The following is a 22,965-nucleotide window of genomic DNA, read 5'->3' on the forward strand; positions in this document are numbered from 1 at the left end:
GCTGAGGAGTCATGGCGTCAATCGAGTACGGCCACAGGGGCGACCTTCACGTGCGTCGGGATCTCGCTGTGCGAGAGCACCCCCATCTGCGGCAGCACCCTGGTGAATAGTCGCCAGAGATGTGGACGCAGTGCCGGCGAACACAAAAGCACAGGCTGTGCCACCGCCGTTTCGAGCGCACGCGCGATGCGAGAAGCCATGTTCTGCGCGTCATTCGGGTCGATGGCCAGCACCACGCCCTGCTCGGTCCTGACGATGGCCTGCATCAGGCGCTCTTCGAGTGACGGCGCCAGGTTGATGGTCGGCAGGTCGCCCTGCTCGGTCTGGTGCTGACGGCAGATCGCGCGGCCGAGCGCCTGCCGCACGGCCTCGTTCAACTGGTCCGGATCCTTGGTCTGCGACGCCGCGTCGGCCAGCGCCTCGAGGATCGTGGTGAGGTCCTTGATAGGCACGCGCTCGCGCAGGAGCTGGCGCAGCACGCGCTGCACGTCGCCGAGACCGAGCAGCTTCGGGATCAGGTCGTCGACCAGGCGCGGCGAGTGCTGGGCCACGCGGTCGACCATCTCCTTGGTGTCCTGGCGCGTCAGCAGGTCGGCGAGGAAGGTGCGGATGATCTCCGACAGGTGCGTCGACAGCGCGGTGGTCGGATCGACAACGGTGTAGCCCGCCGCCGTCGCCGCATCGCGCTGTTCGGTGCGGATCCAGAGCGCGGGCAGGCCGAACGCGGGCTCGCGCGCGGTGGTGCCCTCGATGGTGCCCGTGGCGGTTCCCGGGTTGATGGCCAGCAGGCGATCGGGCATCAGCTCCGCCCGCGCCACTTCCACACCCTTCACGAGCAGTGCATACGTTCGCGGTCCGAGTTTGAGGTTGTCTGCCACATGGACCGGCGGCACGATCATCCCGGTTTCACTGGCGATCTGGCGGCGGATCGACTTCACCCGCTGCAGCAGCGTGCCGCCCTGCCGTTCGTCGACGAGCGCGATCAGCGCGTAGCCGACTTCCACACTGAGCGGCTCCACCGATGCCAGGGTCTCGACGCTCGGTTCCGGTGCCGTCACGGTTCCGGCGTCGGGCGCGCGATCCGTCTCGACGTCGCCGGCGACCTGCCTGTTCAGGTACGCGGCCGCCGCGAAGGCGATCGCCACACTGAAGAACGCAAGTTTCGGCAGGCCAGGCACCAGGCCCATGAGGAACAGCACGCCGGCGCCGATGGCCAGCGGCTGCATCTTCGAGAGCAGCTGGGTCGACACGTCCTCGCCGAGCGACGACTCCGACGAGGCGCGCGTGGTGATGAGGCCGCCGGACATGGACACGAGCAGCGCGGGAATAGCGGTGACCAGGCCCTCGCCCACCGTCAGCAGCGTGAACGTGTGCGCCGCGTCGGCCACGTCCATGTCGTACTGCATGACGCCGATGATGAGTCCCGCGATGATGTTGACGCCGGTGATGAGGAGCGCCGCCAGCGAGTCGCGCTGCGTGAAGCGGATCGCGCCGTCCATCGCACCGTAGAACTCCGCTTCCTTGCGGACGTTCTCGCGACGGCGGCGGGCTTCCTTCTCGTCGATCGTGCCGGCGTTGAGGTCGGCGTCGATCGACATCTGCTTGCCGGGCATCGCGTCGAGGGTGAACCGGGCCGTGACCTCCGAGATGCGCACCGCGCCGTGGTTGATGACCACGTACTGGATGGCGATGAGCACCAGGAACACCACCACGCCCACCACGAAGTTGCCGCCCACCACGAATTGACCGAACGACATGATCACGTGCCCCGCCGCATCGATGCCCTCCGCGCCGTGCAGCAGGATGAGTCGCGTGCCGGCGACGTTGAGCGACAGGCGAAGCAGCGTGAGGAGGAGCAGCAGCGACGGGAAGACCGAGAACTCGATCGGGTCCTTCACGTAGACGGCCGTCAGCAGCAGCACCACCGACAACGCGATGTCGACAGACAGGAGCAGGTCGAGGATCAGCGGCGGTAGCGGCAACACCATGAGCGCCAGCACCAGGATCACCACGCCCGGCACCAGCAACTGCGCCGCCCCGAACGGCTTGGACGATGACATCAGCGGAGCTCCCTTCTCACAGCACCACCTGCTTCATGCGAATCAGGTACGCGAGCACCTCGGCCACCGCCTCGAACAGATCGCCCGGGATGAACTCCCCCACGTCGACTTGCTTGTAGATGGCGCGCGCCAGCGGCGGGTTCTCGACGATCGGAACGCCGTGCTCGCGTGCGATGCTGCGGATCTTCAGCGCGAGGGCGTCGGCGCCCTTCGCAACGACTTCCGGGGCCGCCTGTCCGCGCTGGTATTGCAGGGCGACGGCGAAGTGCGTGGGGTTGGTCACCACCACGGTGGCCTTCGGGACGGCCGCCAGCATGCGCCGACGCACCATCTCCCGCTGGACGCGGCGCACGCGCGCCTTGATCTGCGGGTTGCCCTCGGCCATCTTCATGTCGTCCTTGACTTCCTGCTTGGTCATGCGCAGCGACTGCGTCGTGCGGTACGTCTGCAGGCCGAAGTCGAGGGCCGCCAGCGCGATGAGCGTGATCGCCGCCCGCTCGAGGAACGCGAAGAGCCCCTCCCACGCGGAGACGACGGAGCCGCCGGGTGTGAGCAACGCGAGACGCGGGGCGTCTCCGATGGTGGCGTGTACCGCCGACCATGCGACGGCGCCGACGATCGTTGCGGCAATCAGCGTCTTGAGGAGGTTCACGCCCGCCTGCGACGGCAGCAGCCGCTTCAGGCCGGCCGACGGATTCAGACGCTTGAAGTCGACGGTGAGCGCTTCTGACGCGAAGATGAATCCGCCCTGCGCCTGCGTCGAGGCCGCCGTGGCGACGACAGCCGCCACAGCCATGGGGGCGACCAGCCACGCGAGCTGCCCGATGCCCTGCACCGCGAGATTGACGACCTCGCCGCTGGTGATGGCGTGGTGACGTGCGTCGCCGATACGGCCGAAGCCGATCGCGACGATCCGCTGCATCCCGCCGATCATCGTGGGCCCCCAGTACGCGAGCACGAGGAGCGCCGCGCCGAGGTGGAACGCGTCGTTGAGATCGCGGCTTCGCGCCACCTGCCCGCGCTTGCGCGCATCGGTACGGCGTCGTTCTGTGGGCTTCTCTGTGCGGTCCGACGACATGTCAGTGCACCGCCGCGGCCACGCGCCCGCCGAGCGTGAGGGCCTGCGGGAAGACGCGCGTGACGAGATCGGGAAGCACGCGCACCGTGAGCGCGAGCACGAGCCAACCGACGAGCAGGCGGACCGGCGCGGCGGTGACCATCAGGTTGAGCGTCGGCGCGACGCGCGCCATCACGCCGAGCGCTACCTCGACGAGCAGCAACGTGATGACGAGCGGCGCGGCGAGGCGCACGCCGAGCGTGAACATGAGGCCGAACATGCGCGCCACGAGCTCGCCAAGCCCCGCCGAGATCGCGCCCGCGCCGATGGGCAGCGCCTCGTACGACGCCGCGAGTGCGCGCAGCAGATCGTGATGGCCGTTGGTGAGCAGCAGGATGACGGTGGCGAACGAGCCGTAGAGCACGGCGAGCACGTTGTTGCGCACGCCGCTCTGCGGATCGACCAGCGCGGCGTACGACAGGCCCATCTGGAAGCCGGCCAGATAGCCACCGAGCTCGGCGCCGGCAATCACGAGACGTACGGCGAACCCGAGTGCCAGGCCGATCAGGACCTCGCGCAGAACCACGGCAAGCAGCGCGCCAGCCTCGATGTTCCGCGGCACGCCGATGATCGGTGCCATGAAGGCGGCGAGGATCACGATCAGGCCGACGCGTACCATGGGCGGCGCGAACGTCCCGCCGAACACCGGCGTGCCGACCACGAGGACGCTGGGGCGGATCAGCGCGAGGGCGAACACGAGGATGGGCGACAGATCCATCTACCGCACCAGCTCCGGAAGTCGCGCGATCATCTGCCGCGCGAAGCCGGACATCAGCCTCAGCATCCACGGGAATGTGAGCGCGAAGGTCACGAAGATGGCCGCGGCACGCGGAATGAACGCCAGGACGTTGTCCTGGATGCTCGTCACGGTCTGGAACACGCTCACGAGCACGCCGGCGATGAGACCCGCCATCAGCATGGGCAGGCTCACCAGGATGGCCAGTTCGATGGTCTGTCGGACGATGCCGACCACGAGCGCTTCCGACATCGCGACCTCAGAGGAAACTGCGCACGAGCGACGACACGAGCAGGTTCCAGCCGTCGATCATCACGAACAACATCACTTTGAACGGGAGCGAGATCATCGCCGGCGGGAGTTGCATCATGCCCATCGACAACAGCGTGGTCGACACGACCAGATCGATGAGCAGGAACGGCACGAACAGGTAGAACCCCATCTGGAAGCCCGTCTTGATTTCCGACAGGATGAACGCCGGGATCACTACGCGCATCGGCAGCGCATCGGCCGTCTCCGGACGCGGCATCCGCCCCATTTCCACGAACAGCGCGAGGTCCGGTTCACGCGTCTGTTTCAACATGAAGGTGCGCAGCGGCGGCGCGCCCCGTTCGAGCGCTTCGGTCACGGTGATCTCGTTGCGCAGCACCGGCTGCACGGCCTGTGCGTTGACCTGCTCCCCCACCGGGGCCATCACGAACGCGGTCAGGAACAGGGCCAGACCGATCAGAATCTGGTTCGAGGGCGCTTCCTGGGTGCCGAGCGCCTGCCGCACGAAGTGGAAGACGATGACGATCCGCGTGAACGCGGTCATCGTCATGAGGATGGCCGGGATGAAGCTGAGGAGCGTCAGCAGCAGCACGACCTGCAGCGGGGCCGAGATCGCCCCGATGCCGTCGATGTCGATGCGCGCGGCGTTGTCAGCCTGTGCGAGCACCGGCGCGGACATCGCCAGCCACAGCGCGCCCGTCGTGGCGGCCAGACCGAGTGCGCGGCGCATCAGCGGGTTTCCTCGTCGCGCGGCGCGGGGTCGGTCGTCGCCGATTCGAGGGGCGTCGTGCCTGGCAGGCGCACGGCGAGCGCGTCGGCAAACGTCGGCCCTGCCGCCGCCAGTTCGGTGACGAGCGCCACCTGCATCGGCGTGACGCCGAGCAGGAGCCGTCGTCCCTCGACGGCCACGATCACGAGCTGACGACGATCGCCGAGCCCGACGGCCGTTTCGATCTGGACGGCGCGTGTGTCCTTCCGGCCGCCCTGCCATCCGCCGCGCTTCACGAGCCACAGGCAGCCGGCCATCAGGCCGAGCACCACGATCAGCGAGAGCGCCGTACGGACCACGCCAGGACCGTCGGACCACCCTGCGGGCGTCGACGCCATCTGCGCCTGCGCCAGCACGAACACGTGGGTCACGCCAGCGCCTCCGTGGCCGACTTCTGCTTGAACTCGGTGAGGCGCAACGACACGCTGTCATCGATGATCACGACCTCGCCGCGCGCCACCGGCACGTCGTTGACGAGGACGAAGAGGTCATGCCCGGCCGACTGCGCGAGACGTACGATGCTGCCCCGCTGCAGGCCAAGGCACGCGCGCAGCGTCATCGATCCGCGGCCGAGAATCACGTCCACGCGCATGCGCACGTCGCCGAATCCACTGAGCGACGGCGGCAGCGAGAGGTCAGTACTGAATGACGAAGTCTGAGAAGAGGACATCGAGGACCTCGTGGTGCAACACCGGGGATGTCTTCTCGGCAATCGCCTTCTTGAGGGCGTCCTTGCCCTCGGCCGTGGCAATGACCGACGCGGTCTGCGACGCGAGGAGGTCGAGTACCGCCGATCGCGCGCGCGCCACAGGCAGCTTCTCTTCGAGCAGTTCCTTGACGACGTGTGCGTCGCCGTCGATTACGAGTTGGACGTTGGTGCGCAGGAAGCGCTGCGCCTGCTGGTCGGCCAGGTTGACGGTGAAGACGTCGAGCGGCAGGAGCGCACCGGAGGCCGCGTCCTTGCCCGTGCCCTTGTGCGCCTTTTCGGCAGGCGCCTCGTGGTCGTCGGTGGCCTCGTGACCCGCGGCTTCCGCCTTCTGCTTCGAGAGGTACCAGTAGCCGCCTCCGCCGCCGCCCGCGAGCAGCGCGACGAGACCGACGATGAGGGGCAGCTTGCTCTTCTTCTTGGCGGGGGCGTCCCCCGGCTTGGCGGCGTTGCTCATGGCTCTCCTGCGGGCCGCGTCAGGCGGCCGCAGCGAGAGAGAGCAAGGGCGATGCCGGTCCCTCGCCGGCAGGCGCGCCGGCGCGAGGAGTGAAGTTGCCCGGGAATCGGCCGATTTCGCTGGAGCCGGCACAGGCCGGCGGCCGCCACGCCGCCGTCAACCCGGCCACGCCGACGGGCCACCGACACCCGCCTTCCCGGCGCTTGGCCGCCGCGGCATTGCAGCCGCCACCCTTCAGAGCAGCTGTTCGAACCGGGTCCCCGTGGTGGACGTTCCTCGTGCCGCTTGCCGGCGGCGCGGCTCCTGCTCGGGGTCGGGCTGGTGGTCCCGCCGCCCGCGGTCGTCTGGCGACACCACCAGTCCGTCGAGGTGGAGTCCCGACGCTTCCAGTTGCTGGCGGAGGCTCTCCTGGTTCTTGAGGATCCACTCCTGGACCTGCGCGGACTCGGCACGGACCACCGCCGTGACGGCGCCGGCCTCCACACGCAGCGCCACTGTGACGGTCCCAATCGCATCGGGCCGCAACTGGAGCTTCGCCTCCCCGATTCCATCCCTCCACTGCATACGGACCGCCGTGACGACCTGGTCGACCACGTGCTCGGCAGACGCGCCAGGCACGACAACCGGCGGCACAACCGCAATCATCCTGCCCATGGGCGGTGCCGGCAGGGGGACGCCCCCCCCGCTGACGACATCGACCGAGTGACCCGGTCCCTCGCGGCGGCCCCGCGCCTCTCCCTCGCCCGCGACCAGAGTCTGACCCGGAGCGACGCCCCTCCCTGGCGGCGCGGTGGGTCGGGCCAGCACGGCCTGTGAGCCGTCGCCGGCGTCCACGGCCCGGGCTCCCACTGTCGCCTCGCGAGTTTCGGTGGACAGGGACCCCGCCCGCGGCCCATCACCTGGAGACGGGGGCCGGACTTCCGCCTTCACCTGACGGGCTTCGATGGACAGATGCCCGGCCCGCGCGGTGACGGCAGGCGTGTCGAGCGCGTCTCCGACGGTCGGGCCCGCCGAGCCGCCGACACCAGGCGCCGCGGTGGCTACGGTCGGCTCTCTGAGCCCGGCCTGTGACCTATCCTCGGCGTCCACGGGTCTGGCACCTGTCCACCGAAGCTCGCGAGGCGACGGTGGAAGCCCCGCCCCTACCTCATCCTGCGGATACGGGCGCTCGGTCCATGGCGCATCACCGGCTTCCATGGTCGGGCCCTGATGGCCGACTCTCTCTGGCGACGAGGTGGGTCTGGCTGGCTCTCCGAGCCCGGCCTGTGACGCCACGCCAGGCTCATCGGGTGCCGCATCGGCCTGGCTTCCGGCGTACCGCGACGCTCCCGGTTCCATGAACAGCGCGATCTGCTGGGGCGATGCCGCCACGAGAGACGACTCACAGCCCTGGACGTTACCGGCGGGCGAGAACGCCGGGATGCGCACACCATCCCTCCATGACAGGGGCGGCGCACCGGATGAGTCCTCGGCCTGCCCCGTGGCGTCCAGCGCGATGGCGCAGGCAGCCTCCTGATCGCCCGCATCGTCGGACCATGTGAACGACGCGCTGCCGAGTGCGAGCAGCAGCCATGGCGTCTGTACCGCCGCACTCGCCATGATTCCTCCGTCCGACCACACGGGCACATGGCCCTCCGCGTCCGCGCGCTCCCGGCCATCGGGGCCCGACCGCGGCCCCCCCGTCCGCTCGGCATCCCGCCAGGGTCTGCCCTCCGAGCCCGACCGCCCGGCGTCGTCCCCCCCAGCGGCGTCGCGGCAAGGGCCGTTCCTGGCGTGCGACCGCTCTCCCTGGATGGTGGCCAGCACGCTGGCAAACGCGGGACGTGGCTGCGACCGGGTGCGCGCCGCCAGGGACACCTGCGCTTCCTGCGGCGCGACGGCGGCCGGCCCCAACGATGTGCCTGAAGGTCGTGGCACCACGCCGGCCGCGGACGCACTGCTCCGCTCGCCGGTGCCCGACGTCGGGTGCCCGACGGTGACGACGGAAGGGCCCATGACGCGTTACCGCTTCATCTGCAGCGTTTCGACCAGCAACTCGTCGGACACGGTGATTGTGCGCGAGTTGGCCTGGTATCCCCGCTGCGCGAGGATCATCTGCGTGAACTCCGTTGCGATGTCGACGTTGGACTGCTCGATCGAACTGCCCATCAGCGTGCCGCGGCCACCGGTGCCCGCCGTGCCGATGTTGGGGATGCCGCCAGCCTGGCTTTCGCCGTAGCGATTGGCTCCCAGCTTCACGAGTCCTTTCGGGTTGTTGAAGTTCGCGAGCGCGATCTGCCCGACGGCCACGGTCTGGCCCGCACCGAACATCGCGATGATGCGGCCTTCGGCATCGACCGACAGACTGCTGATCTCACCAGCCTCCGCCCCGTTCTGCATGATCGACGACGTGCCGGACGCCGATGCATAGCTCGTGATGGACGGCGAATCGGTCGGCGGGGGCGTGATGTCCCAGGTGATGTTGGTCCCCACCGCACCGTTGGCCCACGTCGGTGGCGCCGTGAACGTGATGTCGGCGGTCGGTGCCGTCAACCGGCCCGTGCCGTCGAAGCTGAGCGTACCGGTGGCGAGCTGGAACTCACCCGTGCCGCCGTTGACGTCGGCTTCCGGCACCGTCGCCGTGTACGTCCACGCGCCTGGCGCCGTCTTCTCGAACGAGACGGTCACCACGTGCGCGGCGCCGACGGCGTCGTAGATCTTGATGGGGGTGGTGAAGTTCACGTCGCCCGTCACCAGCGCATCGCGATCGAGGTTGATCAGCGTCCGCACATTCGTCGTCGCTTCCGGCGCACGCAGCACGCCCGGCGGCACGATGATGTCTCCCGGCATGCCCGTCGTGATGATGTCTCCCGTCACCGGGTCGCGTCCGGTGTATCCCTGCACGCGCCACCCGTCTGGCGTCACGAGTTCGCCATCCGCGTTGAACGAGAAGTTGCCCGCGCGGGTGTACGCGCTGCCCTCGCCGTTGTTGACGATGAAGAAGCCGCTGCCCTGGATGGCGACGTTGGTGGACTCGCGCGTGCTTTCGATCGGCCCCTGGCTGAAGACCGGCGAGATGGAGCTGGTCACGGTGCCGAGCCCCACCTGCATGGGGTTCATGCTCATGCCGCCGACGGTCTGGCTCACGAGATCGGCGAAGCTCACCGCACTGCTCTTGTAGCCGATCGTGTTGATGTTGGCGAGGTTGTTGCCAATGACGCTGAGGTACGTCTGGTTGGCGCTCAGGCCGGACAATCCGGCGGAAAAGGATCCGACTGCCATCTCACTTGCCTCCGTTGGTGGCGCCATCGGCGCCTGTCGTGCTGCGTGTCGTTGCGGCATCGCCGCCGTCGCTCGACGAGCCGGTGAGCGTCACGCCGAGTGCCGTCCCGATCTGATCGAGCTTGGCCGAGATCGCGGTGAGCTTCTCGAGTGAGCTGAATGTGGCGAGTTGCGCGATGAACTCGCCGTTGTCCTGCGGTTTGGTGGGGTCCTGGTGCTGCAACTGCGTGGTCAGCAGCTTGAGAAAGGCGTCCTGCCCGAGGTCGCGCGTCCCCGTCGTGGTGGACGCGTGCGTGGCGGGCGTCGAGCCCGTCTGGGTGGTACTGCCGATCGCCGGTGTGCTCACTGGAACGCTCCTGAACGACGCGCCGCCCTGATCGTGGACAGTTCGTCGATGGTCTGCATCTCGCGCCGCGCGGCTTCCCGGTCGAAGTCCTCCCGCGCGCGATCCCTGAATCGCTCGAGCACGCGCCGCGCCTTGCGGGCCTCCTGCGCCTGCCGGAGGCGCATGTCGCGAGTCTCGAGCCTGTCGCGCACCTCGAGGCGGCTCGCCTCGACGTCGCGCGCCTTCACGACAATCCAATTTCGATGCCACGTCAGGAGCACGACGTCGGCGCCGTCGCGCTCCGACGCGTGCGCTGACGCGTAAGCACCTGTCAACCTCTGCTCGGTCGCCGCGAGCGAGGCCTCGGCGTCGTGCAGTTGGCGTTCGGCCCGCGCGAGCGCCTGTTCGGCCCGTTCTTCCGCGCGCTGGCGCATCTGCAGCACCGGCTCGAGCCTAAAGCGGAAGCGCGCCATGCCGATGATGTCGAGTGACGCGGTCTGTCATGACCTGCGCGAAGTGTCGGACGAACGACAGATGGAGACGGGTCGCCACGACTAGAGAGCGGTGAGCGCCTCGACGGCGCTGTCGTAGTCGACCAGATCGCCGGCCGGCTGTCTGAGGAACGCGTCGACCGTCTCACGATGCGCGAGCGCATCGTCGATGCGCGCGCTGGAACCCGCCACGTACGCACCGACGGACACGAGGTCTTCGTTCTCGCGCACCAGCGACAGCCAGTCACGCACCGTCCCTGCCTTCAGTCGATGTTCTGCCGTCGTGACGTCGGGCATCGTCCGGCTCACGCTGGAGAGGATGTCGATCGCCGGGTAGTGATTGCGCGCGCCGAGCGCACGCGAGAGGACCACGTGCCCATCGAGGATGCCGCGCACGCTGTCGGCCACCGGTTCGTTGGTGTCGTCGCCTTCGACGAGCACGGTGTAGATGCCCGTGATCGACCCCTTGCCCTGCACGTTGCCCGCCCGCTCCAGCAGTCCGGGCAGCAGGCCGAACACCGATGGCGGATAGCCCTTGGCCGTCGGCGGTTCGCCGGCGGCCAGACCCACTTCACGCTGCGCCATCGCGAACCGCGTGACCGAATCCATCATCAGGAGCACGTTCTTGCCCTGATCCCTGAACCACTCGGCCATCGCCGTCGCGGCATACGCGGCGCGCATGCGCACGAGCGGAGGGTTGTCGGAGGTCGAGACGACCACCACCGAGCGCCGCCGTCCGTCGGGACCGAGATCGTGTTCGAGGAAGCTGCGCACTTCGCGCCCGCGCTCGCCGACAAGGGCGATCACCGCCACGTCGGCGCCGGTGCCGCGCGCCATCATGCCGAGCAGCGTGCTCTTGCCGACGCCGCTCCCGCCGAACAAGCCCACGCGCTGCCCGCGCCCCATCGTCAGCAACGCGTCGAGCGCTCGCACGCCAGTGCCGATGGGCCTGTCGACAGGCTGCCTGGCCAGCGGATTGAGCGGCGGCGGGTGTAATGGCCCCACATCGCTGGTGAGCAGGGGGCCCAGGTCGTCGAGCGGACGGCACAGGCCGTCGACGACCCGCCCGAGCAGGGCATCGCCCACGGGCACCGCCGCCGGGCGTCCACGCGAGACGATGCGATCGCCAGGCCTGATGCCCGTGGTGCTACCGAGTGGGACCGACTGGAGCAGCGAATCGCGGAAGCCGACGACTTCCAGCAGGAGGGGTGGCGCACCGTCGCGCGAAACGATCTCGCACAACTCGCCCACGCGGACGCGAGGGCCACGCGACTCGACGAGCAGACCGACGCTCCGCACCACCTGCCCGACCATGGGGAGGGGATCGGTCGCGTCGATCTGATCACGATACCGGCCGAGCGAGAAGCTGGCGGAGAAGTCGAGCACCGACATCAGGCCACGCCTCGCCGTGCCGGCAGCGAGACCACCCCATCACCAAGCACCGCGCGTGCAATCTCGTCGACCTGCGCGTCCACCGACGCGTCGATCGTCCCGAACTCGGACTCCACGAGGCAGCCGCCACGCGCGACGCCCGGATCCGGCACCACCTCCACCTGACGCCCGGACAACGGGGCCGTCTGCCCTCCCGTCACGGTGGCGTAATCGTCAGGGTGCAGACGCACGGTCGCCGGTGTGGCGCCACCGAGCCGCTCGAGCGCGATGTGCGCGAGCGCCGCCGTCAGCTCCTGATCGACGCTGACCTCACGGTGCAGGACACGTCGTGCGATCGCGATCGCGAGCTGCACGAGTTCGCGCTCCGTCTGCCGCACCATGCTCTCGCGCAGGCTCGACAACTCTTCGAGCGTCTGCGCCAGGCGCCGCAGCATCGCTTCCGCACGCTTGCCCCCGGCTTCGAGGCCCGCGCGCTCGCCCTGCGCGTACCCCTTCGTGAACGCATCACGTTCGAGCGCGGCAAGATGCGCTTGTTGTTCGGGGGTCGGGGTCGACGGGTCGCCGTTCGGCGAGACGACGGCAGCGCCAGCATGCACGCCTGCCGCAAGGTCACCAGCGTCGACAGGCGTCCAGATGTCGGCCGCCCGTGGCGTGACCGGCAGGCGTTCGCCCGTCTCGATGGGACTCCACGCAAAGCGCTCGACGAGCGCCAGATCCGGTGCCAGCCGACGCGCCTTAGGTGACATAGGGCTCTCCCGCGGCGGCGCCCGTCTGCAGCAGGCCCTCTTCCTCCAGCTTGCGTGCGATGCCGACGACGTCCTGCTGGGCCTTCTCCACTTCCCGCAGACGCACCGCACCGAGGAGTTCGATCTCCTCGCGAATCATGTCCACCGCGCGCTTGGACATGTTCTGGAAGAACCTGTTGCGCATCTCCTCCGAGGTGCCCTTGAGCGCCACGGTGAGCACCTTCTTGTCCGCGCGCTGGACGATCTCGCGCAACGCGTTGTCGTCCACGTGGAGCAGGTCGTCGAAGACGAACATCAGGTGACGGATGGAGACCGCCAGGTCCGGCGTCTGCGTCTCGATGACCTCGAGCACCGACTGGCTGATGCTGCGATCGATGTGGTTGAGCAGTTCCGCCACCGCACGGATGCCGCCATACGACTCGTGCGACGGCGTGCCGCCGAGGGACTTCAGCCGCTGTTCGATGACGGCGGAGATCCGCGAGATGACGTCCGGCGAGATCTCCTCGAGGTTCGCCATGCGGGTCACCACCTCGACGCGGAGCTCCTCGGGCAGGCTCTGCATCAATTGCGACGCGGCGACGGGCTTGAGGTGCGCCAGGATCAGCGCCACCGTCTGCGGATGCTCGCTCTGGATGAACTTGGACAACTGCTGCGGATCGGCGCGTTCGAGGCCCGTGAACGCGCGCGTGGACTTGACGTTCTTCACGACCTGGTCGAGCACACGCTTGGCCAGGTCCGCACCGAGCGACTGGGAGAGCAACTTCGACGCGTAGTCGACGCCGCCCTTGGTCACGTACTCGGCGGCGCGCCACATCTGGTGGAACTCCTCGAGCACGTCGGTCGCCGTGGCGGCAGACACGGGGCCGAGCAGCGCGATCTCGCGAGCGATGGCCTCGATCTCTTCCTCGTTCAGGTGCTTGAACAGCGCGCCGGACGCTTCTTCGCCGATGAGTACGGTGAGGATGGCCGCCTTGCGGATGCCGTTGAGATCGCCTGCCCCCGTGCGGGGCGCCAGTGCCGTGGCCATCGATCAGCCTCGCTCGCCTTCCGCCAGCCAGCCCCGAACGAGCTTGGCCGCGCTCTCCGGTTCGCTGTTGGCGAGGTTCACCATCCGCCGCGTCAACACGGGCTGGCGGCGGTCGCCATCGTTGGGCGCCGCGTCGAGCTGCGCCTCGATCTCGCTCTCGATTTCCTCGATCGTGCGCGGCAACTGATGCGGCATGCCGATCGTGGCCTGCGAGCCTGTCGCCGTCGGCATGGTGAGCAGTCTCCCGAGCACGGGCCTCACGAACAGCAACAGGACCATCGTCACGATGAGTACGGCGGCAACGCCCTTGACCGCGCCACCACCCTGCTCACCCACGCGCTGCCACCACGTCGGCGGGGCCACAGGTTCCGCGACGGGGCTTTCGAACGTCACGTTCTCGACCGTGAGCTGGTCGCCACGCTCGGTGTCGATCCCGAGCGAGGCAGACACCAGGTTCTGCAGCTTCTGCATCGCGGCGGGGTCGCGCGGCTTGCGCCGCGTGCTCACCGCACCGTCCTGCCCCGCGCTCGTGACGTGCTCGTCGTCGACCAGAACCGCGACAGACACCTTCGCCACTTCCCCGCGTGGACGGATGGTGTGGGTCACCGTCTTGCCCACTTCGTAGTTGGCGACCTTGCTGCTGCGCGTGACACCGCGTGACGCCGACGCTGTCGCCACTGGTGTGGGAACCGGCGTGCCGTCCGGCCGCAGGGTGGCCGGCAGGTTCGCCTGCGAGCCCGCGATGCCGCCGACGTTGTCCGTGGTGCCGCCCTCCGTGGTGCTCTGCTCGCTGCGCAGGACGGTGGTCGGGTCGTACTCCTCGCGCGTCTGCTCCTGTGACGCGCCGTGCAGTTGCACGGACACGTTGGCGCGCACGCGCTCGACGCCCACCACGGGTTCGAGCAGGGCGACCACCTTCATCGCCATGTCGCGTTCGTACTTCTGCTGGCGCTCCAGATCGACGCCCGCCATCGCGCCATCGTCGTGTCCGCCGGCGCCACGCGCGAGCGAGCGGCCGTAGCTGTCGATGATGACGACCTGCTCGGGCCGCAGCCCCTCCACGCTCGCGGCGACGAGGTTGGTGATCGACGATGCCGCCTGCGGGGCGAGTCCGCGCGTGCCCTTCAGCGTGAGCGTGACCGACGCCTTGGCCGGCTGTTCCTTCGCGCCGAAGAGCGATTCCTTCTGCATCGCGATGTGGACGCGCGCCGCCTGGACTTCCGAGAGCGTGGAGATGGTGCGCGCCAGCTCGCCTTCGAGCGCCCGGCGGTAGTTCACGTGCTCGAGGAACTCCGTCTGGCCGAACGCCACCTTGTCGAAGATCTCGAACCCGATGCGGCCGCTCGTCGGCATTCCCTCGCCGGCGAATCGCAGACGCAGGGTGTCGGTGCTCCCTGCCGGCACGAGTACCGTCCGTCCACCGTCCTGGAGCCGGTACGTGACGTTCTCGGCGGTGAGACGATCCACCACGCGCGCGGCTTCCTCGCCATTCAGGTCGCTGAAGAGCACACGGTAGTCGGGACGATTCACGTACCAGGTCGTGCCGATCATCAGCGCCATCACGCCGACGAACACGGCGGCGAGCGACACGAGTCTGGCAGTGCCGAGGGAGGCGTGGACAGCCTTGCCCCTCTCGACGAGGGCCTGCATCTGCATGGGTAGAGCCACGGCGGAGTCGAATCCTCGATGCGGTGGTGGGCGCGCCCTAGACGGGCATGCGCATGATTTCCTGGTACGCGCCAACCAGCTTGTTGCGCACCTGCACGCCGAACTGCAGCGTGAGGTCGGCCCGCTGGAGGGCGATCATCGCGTCGTGGACGTCGAGTTGACCGCGGAGCATGCCGGTGACGGCGCTGTTGGCGCTGTCGTGGCCTTCTTCGATCGTCGAGACGAGGCGCGCGAGCGAAGCGCCGAACCCCGACTCCCCGTCGCTTCCGGCCGCCGATGGCGTCGCGATGCCGCCCTTGGTCGCACCTGTCGTCGCGACGCCGGTGATGACCTTTGCTGTGATGGCGTCAACGGCCATGGACTAGCCCCGTCCCAGTTCGAGCGCCCGGCTGACCAGGTCGCGAATCAGGTTGATGGCCGTGAGATTGGCCTGGTAGGCGCGCGACGCGCCCACCATGTCCACCATCTCCTCGGCGGGATTGATGTTCGGCAGTTCCACGAACCCCTCCGCGTCCGCGTCTGGGTGCGACGGGTCGTACCGGCGGCGCGCGGCGGTCTGGTCCTCGACGATCGCCGCCACCTTGACGCCCGTCGCCGCCGCGGCCCCGAGGGCGGTGTCGAAGCTCTGGACCGTGTCGGTGGTCAACACCACGTCGCGCCGGCGATACGGCCGGCCGTCGGGGCCGCGAGACGACTCCGCGTTGGCGAGATTGGAGACCGCCACTTCGATCCGCGTCCGCTCCGCGGTCAGGGCGCTGGCGGCCACACTCACCGCTGTGTTCAGCGTGGACATGAGGCTCTTCCCTACCGCGACTCGTTGATGGCGTAGCGCACGAGCCGGAACTTGGCGGCCAGCGCCGTCTGGGCACGGGCGAACTCGCCGGCCGAGCGCGTCATGTTGAGCAGTTCACGGTCGACCTGGACGGTATTGCCGTCGCGCCGGGCCGCAGCCCCGTCCGTTTCACGCGTGCCGTGACCGCCAATCGCATCGGGCGTCGTCGCGATGTGCCGGCTGTTGGTCACGGCAAGACCGCCCCCCTGCACCTGGGCATCGAGGGCGGTGTCGAAATCGACCTCCCGCGCCTTGTACCCGGGCGTGTTGAGGTTGGCCAGGTTGCTCGACGACACCACCTGCCTGGCAGCAGCCAGGCTGAGGGTCCGTCGCAACTCGCTCATCGTCTGGGCGTCGGAGGTGATGGGAGAGATCGGCATGGCGTCGTTGACGATTCATGTGACGCCGCCGTGTGCCGATTACCGGTTCGGTGGCGTCTGCCAGTGCCTGAGCAAGAAGGACGCCAGCCGGCTGATACGCGTGTTCGCTGAGAAAATCGCGGAAGCGGGGATGCGCGCGTGTGACGGCGCACCGGAGGGATTGTCGGGAGTCCGACGATCGCCGATCAGTGCCTGGCGCGGAGGGCGGCTTCGATCCGGCCCAGACGCGTCTCGATGCCTTCGAGTCGCAGCAACAGGGCCTGCCGCAGGTCGACCGCGTCCTTCTGGGAGACGGCCTTGCTCAGGCGTCGATTCTCCGCGTGCAGGCCTTCGATCGCGTGAATGCGCTGCAACACGACATCGATCTGGCCGAGAGAAAACGGCTTGGTGAGATAGTCATACGCGCCGAGTCGCACGGCCTGAATCGCTGAATCGAGCGAGGCGAACCCGGTGACGATCACCACATACGCGTCGGGGTTTCGCGTCCGCGCTTCCTGGAGCACCGCCAGACCGTCGGCGCCAGGCAAGTGGAGATCCGTAATCACCAGGGAGAACCGGCCGGCATCGCGCTCGAGGGCGCGAAGCGCCGCAGGGCCATCGGCGGCACCGACAACTTCGTAATCGCGTGCACGGAAATACTCCGAGAGGAGCTCACGGATATCTCCCTCGTCCTCGACGACCAGCACTGCCCGCCGTTCCTGCCCCAGCGCCACGCGTTCTCCTCGTTCGACAGCATCCTACTTGAAGCACTGCCCTGACGACTCATCGACCGACGCGGCGCGATCATAAAGTCCAGGTGTCGGACGACCGACAATCGTGTTTGACATGTACGACACCTCGGTTCGATACTTCGTCTCTCGACAGTCCGCGAGACGCTCCCTGCCGCAACTGTCGTCGCCGCGCGTGTTGGCGTCTTCCGCCCGGAGGCCTCAGTGAGCACTCGTCCGCAGCCGTCCGTCCTCGTGGTCGAAGACGAAGCCGAGCTTCGCCAGACCATCGCAGAGTCGCTCACCGAGCAGGGGTTCATCGTCGCCCAGAGCCCAGACGGCGCCGATGCGCTCGAGCGGCTCAAGGGCTTCGCGTACGACGCCATCGTCATCGACCTCCGACTGCCCGACGCCGACGGTCTGGACGTGCTCGACGCCGCCGTCTCCCGCTACCCCGATATCCTGCCCGTGATGGTCACCGGATTCGGTGGAGTCACCGAGGCGGTGTCGGCCATGCGCCGCGGGGCCATCGACTTCCTGATCAAGCCGTTCCAGTTGTCCCAGCTCGCCCGCGTCCTGGCCACCGCGCTCGAACAGCGCCGACTGCGCGAGGAGAACGCGGATCTGCGCGCCCAGTTGCGCGATCGCTACAGGTTCGACAGTGTCATCGGCCACAGCTCGGCGATGCGGCAGGTCTTCTCCACGCTCGAGCTCGTGGCACCCATGAACAGCACGGTCCTCATCCAGGGTGAGACGGGGACCGGCAAGGAACTCATCGCGCGGACGATCCACCACAACAGTCCGCGGGCGGACCAGCGCTTCGTTGCGTTCAACGCGGCAGCGATTCCCGAGCCGCTGGCCGAGGCCGAGCTCTTCGGTCACGCCAAAGGTGCGTTCACGGGAGCGGTGCAGGCCCGGATTGGCCGTTTCGAGCTCGCGCATCGCGGCACGCTGTTCATCGACGAAGTCGCGCTGATGACGCTACCGATGCAGGCCAAGCTGCTGCGTGCGCTGCAGGAGAAGGAAATCGAGCGCGTCGGCGAGAGCCGGTCGATCAAGTTCGACGCCCGGATCGTCGCGGCGAGCAATCTCGACCTCAAGAAGATGGTGAAGGACGGGACGTTCCGCGAGGACCTGTACTACCGGCTGCACGTCATCCCCATCACCCTGCCGCCCCTGCGCGACAGGAAGGAAGACATTCCGCTGCTGGCTCGCCACTTCGTGCAGAAGTCCTGCCGCAACAACAACCTGCCGCCGCGCACCCTCACGCAGGACGCGATGCGGGCGCTCATGAACTACAGCTGGCCGGGCAACATCCGCCAACTGGAGAACGCCGTCGAGCACGCGGTGGCGATGACCGGGCAGGATTCGGAGGTTCAGGCGCGCGCGCTGCCCGAGGATGTCTCCGCCCCGGCCGCGTCCCTGATGATGCCGAGCGTGGCGATTCCCGATGAGGGCATCAACTTCACGCAGGTCGTGTCGCAGCTCGAACGCGAACTCATCGTGCGCTGCCTCGAGAAGACCGGTGGCAACAAGCGCCAGGCCGCTCGCCTGCTTCAGCTCAGTCGCACCACGCTCATCGACAAGCTGAATCGTCTGAACGTCGCCACGCCGGCCGAAGACGTCTCTGCCACGGCGTAGCCGTCAGCGGGCGGGAACGCGAAGTTCGGCGACGTTCGGGCTCACGAATCGCAGACTGCCGCCATTGACGTGCGCGAGTGCGCGCGCGGCCGTCAATCCGAGGCCGACCGCGCCGTCCCGCGTGGTCATGAACGGGCGGAAATACTCCTCATGACGTGACAGGTCGATCCCTGCCCCCGTGTCGGCGACGGTGAGCACCAGCAGGTCGCCGTGACGTCCGTAGGCAATGCGGACAGTGGGTTCGGGCCGTCCGCTCACCGCCTGCTCGGCGTTCAACACCAGATTGACCAGCACCTGCTCGAAATGCTGCGAGTCCATGCGCGCCGTGGCCGCATCCTCGGTGGTCGGCTCGACGTGGACCGCCACACGAGCCCGGGCCAGGTGATACCGCCGGAGATTCAGCGCGCGCTCGATGCTCTTGGGCACGTCGGTTGCCGGTGAGGCCTCATCGCGCCGCGCGTAGTTCATCAGCTCCCGCAACAGGCCGGAACACCGCACGGCCTGCCCGTGAATCCGCTGCAGCTTGTGGGCCACATCGTCCGAGATGCCCGGTCGCGACGCGATGATCTCGCCGAGACCGCCGATCACCTGAAGCGCGTTGTTGATCTCGTGCGTCACATTGGGCAGCACGACTTCCAACGTGATCAGCCGGTTGGCAAGGACGATGTCTGCGGGGCTCAGGTCGCGAGCGGGAGAACCCGGCCCTTCGCGGGCCAGGGACGGCGGATCGGAAGTGGACACAACGCTCCTTGTCGGCCGCCCATACTACCTCAAGCCGCAGCCCGGCGAGCCGATTGGATGTGGTCAGCACCGAACCCGTGCTCGCCACGCGCGTGCCGGGCATGGCGAATTCCGCGCTGTACGCGCGATGGTGCCGACGATGCGCCAGACCTGCATGCCGCAGCCGTCTGCGACGCCACCAGTCTCCCGAGTCACAGGTACGGATTCGGCTGCACGGCGGCTGGCGACCGCGTGCTTGACGACGGTGTCTGCCCCTATCTGGACCTTGATGACGCCTGGTTCGAGACGACGGACGTGATGGCGCCTGCCGTGTTCAGCGCGGCACGTCAGAGCCTCGGCCAGACGGGCGATCCCCGAGAACCTGTCTGACCTTCGCGAGCAGACCTTCGAGCGTGAAGGGCTTCTGCAGGAAGCTCGCGCCGTTGTCGAGCATGCGACGATCGCCGATGGCCTCGTCGGCGTATCCCGATACGAAGATCACCTTCAGGTCGGGCCGCTGCTGCAGGAGGCGCTTGGCCAGCGCCGGTCCGCCCATGGTCGGCATCACGACATCGGCGATCAGCAGGTCGATTGTCGGCAACGTCTCGGCCACCGCCAGCGCCTGCTGCCCATCGTCGGCCGAATGCACGATGTAGTCGTGGCCGGCGAGCCATTCGTGAATCAACTCACGCACGCCGACCTCGTCCTCGACGAGCAGCAGCGTCGTCTGCGACGGTGGCAGAACGGGTGGATCGGCAGGGGCCGCGGCAATGACGCCAGCCTCTGCCTGAGTCACGGGCTCTGCGTCGAACAAGGGCAGCAACTGCTCGTCGGCGCGCGGCAGGTAGATCCTGATGCGCGTACCGGCGCCGAGCTCACTGTCCACCCAGATGTAGCCGCCGCTCTGCTTGACGATGCCGTACACCATCGACAGCCCGAGCCCGGTGCCCTGACCGGGTGGCTTGGTGGTGAAGAACGGCTCGAACGCGCGGGCCTTGGTCTCGGCGTTCATGCCGGTGCCCGTATCGGTCACGGCCACCAGCACGTAGGGGCCCGCAACCACGAAGAACGGCTCGCCGTCCACCGAGCGGGTCAACTCGACGTTGGCCGTCTCGATGGTGAGCAGGCCGCCATCACGCATGGCATCACGCGCGTTGACGGCCAGGTTCATGAGCACCTGCTCGAGCTGGACCGGATCGGCCTTGACGGGCCAGAGATCATCGGCCAGATACGTCCGCAACTCGACGTCCTCGCCGATCAGGCGTCCGAGCAACTGCTCCACGTGGAGCACCACGTGGTTGACGTCCAGCAGTGACGGCTGCAACACCTGCTGGCGGCTGAACGCGAGCAGTTGTCGCGTGAGAGCCGCCGCCCGATCGCCGGCCTTGTGGATCTCCTCCGCGTTGCGGCGCAGCGGATCGTCCTTGGGAATCTCTCGCAGCAGGATTTCCGTGTACCCGCCGATCGCCTGCACGAGGTTGTTGAAGTCGTGCGCGATGCCGCCGGCCAGCCGGCCGATGGCCTCCATCTTCTGCACGCTCTGGAGGCGGATCTGGCTCTGGAGGAGCCCCTCTTCGGTGACCTGCCTGAGGATCGCCGTGGCCAGGATGTTGCCGAGCGCCTGGAGGAACGTCAGGTGTTCAGTGCTGGGGAGCCCGTCAGTGAGGTTCAGGACGGCGATCACTCCGAGGGGGTGGCCGATGCCGTCGAGGCGCACGCACGCCATCGACTCGACGCCGTGATCGCGCAGCACGGCCGGCAGGCCGAACTCCGGGTGCGAGGGCAACGCGTCGACCAGCCGCGTGGGTTGCTGAAGGATGTACCTGCCGAACGAACCAGGCCCCGTGCTGAGCGACATCCTGTTGATGACGCCAGCCCGCCAGCCGACGCCGGCGCGCATCAGCAGCGCATCGCCACCCGGAGAACGTTCGAAGAAGACCGCGTGCTCGGCCTGCGTGACCTCGCGCGCCGCGCGCATGCCCGCCTCGAGCAGGTCGCTCAGGGGCGCGGACGACAACGCGCGTGCCCCGAGATCGGCAACCGTCTGGAGCGCACGCGCGGGATTCACGGGATCAGGAGGCCTTTGACGTCGTGGCCTGCAGCGCCTCGACGCGCTGGCGCGCGTCGGCGGCGTAGGGACTCTGTGGGAACTCGTCGACCACGCGCTGGAGCGTCTGAGCGGCCTCCGCCGCACGACCAGCGGCCTGATAGGCATCGGCGAGCTGGACCAGTACGGCGTCTGTCGGCAGCGGGCCGTCGCGGCGCTGCGAGAGTTCCTGCAGCAGGGCGATCGCAGGATCGAACTGCTGCTGGCGCACCTGCATGCTGGCGAGTCCGAGGGCGGCCATCCGTCCGAGCAACGTCGGGGCCCCTGCCTGATCACGCACCTGCGTGAAGGCCGTGGCCGCCTCCTGCGGACGGTCGGTCTCCGCGTAGAGCGACGCCGCGTAGTAGCGGGCCCGCAGCCCGGCGTCGGTGCGCGCGTACGCGTCGGCGGTGGCAAGCAGTTGCTTCAGGGCAGCGTCGGCACGCGCGAGGGCTGTCGGATACGTCTCGGTCGACGGCGGCGCCGCGGCCGTCAGGTCGATCGCGCTGCCGAGCGGGGCACTCATGACCTCGAGCGCGGCGGCCAGCTGCGTCTGCGCCCGCTCTTCGGTCCTGGCCGTGAAGGCCCGATACCCGAAGAATCCCCCTACGAGCAGCAGGACGGCGACCGTCCCCAGCGCGATGGTGCGCCCGTGCTCGGCCAGGAGCACACCCAGCGTCCCCAGGGCGTCTGCCGCTTCGTTGTGCTTCAAGAACTCACGTTCAGCTTTGTCCATGGCATTGTCCGGCCCCGGGGCTCCCCCGCTGGGACCGATGGTGAGCGTGCCCGGAGTCGAACCGGGGACCTGCCGCTTAGGAGGCGGCCGCTCTATCCATCTGAGCTACACGCTCACGCGCCGCAACCAGGGTGCCCATCCCTCTGATGGACCTCCGTGCTGCAGGAGCATCCGCCATGATGCACCGTGGCACCACGCCGGAGCAAGGCATCACTGACCAGACGGTCGGTTACGCGTCGTACTGCATCACGGCGTGGACGGGCACGGTCCCGAGTCGCGCGCGGCCATCGAGGAAGGTGAGTTCCACGAGGAAGGCGCAGCCCACGATGTCTCCGCCGAGCCCCGACACGAGTTGGATCGTCGCCGCCGCCGTCCCCCCCGTCGCGAGCAGGTCGTCGACGATGAGGACGCGCTGCCCGGGCGTGATGGCGTCGGCGTGGACCTCCAGCGTGTCGGTACCGTACTCGAGCGCATACGACACGCCTACCGACTTGGCGGGCAACTTCCCCGGCTTTCGCACCGGCACGAACCCGGCCTGCAGACGGTCTGCCAGCGCCGCGCCGAAGATGAAGCCGCGGCTCTCCATCCCGACCACCAGATCGACACCGGCGTCGTGATACGGCTGCCCCATCGCATCGAGCGAGAGGCGCAGCCCCTCGGCATCGCGCAGCAACGTGGTGATGTCGTAGAAGAGAATTCCCGGTTTCGGAAAGTCAGGGACGTGACGAATCTTGCTCTGGAGCAGCTGTGTGGTCATCTGAATCGGTCCTTCCGTGGGGCCGTCGCGTGTGACCAACTCGGCGGCAAAGACGTGATCGTAGCAATTCCTGCGCTGTCG

The 22,965-nt window shown here is 68.2% G+C and carries 25 protein-coding genes and 1 tRNA gene; 1 reads left to right on the forward strand and 25 read right to left on the reverse strand.

Going from position 1 to position 22,965, the window contains the following annotated elements:
• Positions 1-17 precede the first annotated feature (17 nt).
• The 20 genes from flhA to IT182_09480 form a co-directional block, all read right to left on the reverse strand.
• Positions 18-2,060 (reverse strand): flagellar biosynthesis protein FlhA, encoded by a 2,043-nt coding sequence (gene flhA / locus IT182_09385; GenBank protein ID MCC6163548.1) that lies wholly within the window; start codon positions 2,058-2,060, stop codon positions 18-20.
• Positions 2,061-2,076: 16 nt separating this feature from the next.
• Positions 2,077-3,138, reverse strand: coding sequence for a flagellar biosynthesis protein FlhB (gene flhB / locus IT182_09390; protein ID MCC6163549.1), 1,062 nt, complete (start codon positions 3,136-3,138; stop codon positions 2,077-2,079).
• Position 3,139: 1 nt separating this feature from the next.
• Complete coding sequence (locus IT182_09395) at positions 3,140-3,895, reverse strand: flagellar biosynthetic protein FliR (GenBank protein ID MCC6163550.1); 756 nt, start codon at positions 3,893-3,895, stop codon at positions 3,140-3,142.
• Complete coding sequence (locus tag IT182_09400) at positions 3,896-4,165, reverse strand: flagellar biosynthetic protein FliQ (GenBank protein ID MCC6163551.1); 270 nt, start codon at positions 4,163-4,165, stop codon at positions 3,896-3,898.
• Positions 4,166-4,172: 7 nt separating this feature from the next.
• On the reverse strand, positions 4,173-4,913 hold the full coding sequence (gene fliP / locus IT182_09405; GenBank protein MCC6163552.1) for a flagellar type III secretion system pore protein FliP: 741 nt from the start codon (positions 4,911-4,913) through the stop codon (positions 4,173-4,175).
• Positions 4,913-5,323, reverse strand: a complete 411-nt coding sequence (locus tag IT182_09410) for a flagellar biosynthetic protein FliO (GenBank protein MCC6163553.1) — start codon at positions 5,321-5,323, stop codon at positions 4,913-4,915. The genes fliP and IT182_09410 overlap by 1 nt, the downstream gene beginning before the upstream one ends.
• A complete protein-coding gene (locus IT182_09415) occupies positions 5,320-5,622 on the reverse strand; it encodes a FliM/FliN family flagellar motor switch protein (protein MCC6163554.1) in 303 nt (100 codons plus the stop codon). The genes IT182_09410 and IT182_09415 overlap by 4 nt, the downstream gene beginning before the upstream one ends.
• Positions 5,588-6,115 (reverse strand): flagellar basal body-associated FliL family protein, encoded by a 528-nt coding sequence (locus tag IT182_09420; GenBank protein ID MCC6163555.1) that lies wholly within the window; start codon positions 6,113-6,115, stop codon positions 5,588-5,590. The genes IT182_09415 and IT182_09420 overlap by 35 nt, the downstream gene beginning before the upstream one ends.
• 234 nt (positions 6,116-6,349) lie before the next feature.
• A complete protein-coding gene (locus IT182_09425; protein ID MCC6163556.1) occupies positions 6,350-8,110 on the reverse strand; it encodes a flagellar hook-length control protein FliK in 1,761 nt (586 codons plus the stop codon).
• A gap of 6 nt (positions 8,111-8,116) precedes the next feature.
• Positions 8,117-9,376 (reverse strand): flagellar hook protein FlgE, encoded by a 1,260-nt coding sequence (locus tag IT182_09430; GenBank protein MCC6163557.1) that lies wholly within the window; start codon positions 9,374-9,376, stop codon positions 8,117-8,119.
• Position 9,377: 1 nt separating this feature from the next.
• Positions 9,378-9,707 (reverse strand): flagellar hook assembly protein FlgD, encoded by a 330-nt coding sequence (gene flgD / locus IT182_09435; GenBank protein MCC6163558.1) that lies wholly within the window; start codon positions 9,705-9,707, stop codon positions 9,378-9,380.
• An 11-nt stretch (positions 9,708-9,718) separates the two neighbouring features.
• Positions 9,719-10,174: a flagellar FliJ family protein gene (locus tag IT182_09440; GenBank protein MCC6163559.1), complete on the reverse strand. Its 456-nt coding sequence runs from the start codon at positions 10,172-10,174 to the stop codon at positions 9,719-9,721.
• Between the two features lie 81 nt (positions 10,175-10,255).
• Entirely contained in the window at positions 10,256-11,584 is a 1,329-nt protein-coding gene (locus tag IT182_09445; protein MCC6163560.1) for a FliI/YscN family ATPase, read from the reverse strand.
• Positions 11,584-12,330, reverse strand: a complete 747-nt coding sequence (locus IT182_09450; GenBank protein ID MCC6163561.1) for a hypothetical protein — start codon at positions 12,328-12,330, stop codon at positions 11,584-11,586. Before IT182_09450 ends, IT182_09445 begins: the two co-directional genes overlap by 1 nt.
• Positions 12,320-13,357, reverse strand: coding sequence for a flagellar motor switch protein FliG (fliG, locus tag IT182_09455; protein MCC6163562.1), 1,038 nt, complete (start codon positions 13,355-13,357; stop codon positions 12,320-12,322). The genes IT182_09450 and fliG overlap by 11 nt, the downstream gene beginning before the upstream one ends.
• A gap of 3 nt (positions 13,358-13,360) precedes the next feature.
• On the reverse strand, positions 13,361-15,025 hold the full coding sequence (gene fliF, locus IT182_09460; protein MCC6163563.1) for a flagellar M-ring protein FliF: 1,665 nt from the start codon (positions 15,023-15,025) through the stop codon (positions 13,361-13,363).
• A 37-nt stretch (positions 15,026-15,062) separates the two neighbouring features.
• Positions 15,063-15,383: a flagellar hook-basal body complex protein FliE gene (fliE, locus tag IT182_09465; GenBank protein ID MCC6163564.1), complete on the reverse strand. Its 321-nt coding sequence runs from the start codon at positions 15,381-15,383 to the stop codon at positions 15,063-15,065.
• A 3-nt stretch (positions 15,384-15,386) separates the two neighbouring features.
• On the reverse strand, positions 15,387-15,818 hold the full coding sequence (gene flgC / locus IT182_09470; protein ID MCC6163565.1) for a flagellar basal body rod protein FlgC: 432 nt from the start codon (positions 15,816-15,818) through the stop codon (positions 15,387-15,389).
• A gap of 11 nt (positions 15,819-15,829) precedes the next feature.
• Positions 15,830-16,237 (reverse strand): flagellar basal body rod protein FlgB, encoded by a 408-nt coding sequence (flgB, locus tag IT182_09475; protein ID MCC6163566.1) that lies wholly within the window; start codon positions 16,235-16,237, stop codon positions 15,830-15,832.
• A gap of 185 nt (positions 16,238-16,422) precedes the next feature.
• A complete protein-coding gene (locus IT182_09480) occupies positions 16,423-16,950 on the reverse strand; it encodes a response regulator (protein MCC6163567.1) in 528 nt (175 codons plus the stop codon).
• 219 nt (positions 16,951-17,169) lie between these two features.
• Here IT182_09480 and IT182_09485 point away from each other — a divergent pair, with 219 nt between their 5' ends.
• Entirely contained in the window at positions 17,170-18,585 is a 1,416-nt protein-coding gene (locus IT182_09485; GenBank protein MCC6163568.1) for a sigma-54-dependent Fis family transcriptional regulator, read from the forward strand.
• A 3-nt stretch (positions 18,586-18,588) separates the two neighbouring features.
• Here IT182_09485 and IT182_09490 read toward each other — a convergent pair whose 3' ends face one another.
• The 5 genes from IT182_09490 to IT182_09510 form a co-directional block, all read right to left on the reverse strand.
• The gene (locus IT182_09490) at positions 18,589-19,326 is read right to left on the reverse strand and encodes a hypothetical protein (GenBank protein ID MCC6163569.1); all 738 of its coding nucleotides are present in this window, start codon (positions 19,324-19,326) and stop codon (positions 18,589-18,591) included.
• A 313-nt stretch (positions 19,327-19,639) separates the two neighbouring features.
• Positions 19,640-21,373 carry a response regulator gene (locus IT182_09495; GenBank protein MCC6163570.1) on the reverse strand — a complete coding sequence of 578 codons (1,734 nt, stop codon included), beginning with the start codon at positions 21,371-21,373 and terminating at the stop codon, positions 19,640-19,642.
• A 4-nt stretch (positions 21,374-21,377) separates the two neighbouring features.
• Positions 21,378-22,127, reverse strand: coding sequence for a tetratricopeptide repeat protein (locus IT182_09500; GenBank protein MCC6163571.1), 750 nt, complete (start codon positions 22,125-22,127; stop codon positions 21,378-21,380).
• A 38-nt stretch (positions 22,128-22,165) separates the two neighbouring features.
• Positions 22,166-22,242, reverse strand: a tRNA-Arg gene (locus tag IT182_09505).
• A 114-nt stretch (positions 22,243-22,356) separates the two neighbouring features.
• On the reverse strand, positions 22,357-22,884 hold the full coding sequence (locus tag IT182_09510; protein ID MCC6163572.1) for an adenine phosphoribosyltransferase: 528 nt from the start codon (positions 22,882-22,884) through the stop codon (positions 22,357-22,359).
• Positions 22,885-22,965: the final 81 nt, after the last annotated feature.

The sequence above is a fragment of the Acidobacteriota bacterium genome, assembly GCA_020845575.1.
Lineage (GTDB): Bacteria > Acidobacteriota > Vicinamibacteria > Vicinamibacterales > Vicinamibacteraceae > Luteitalea.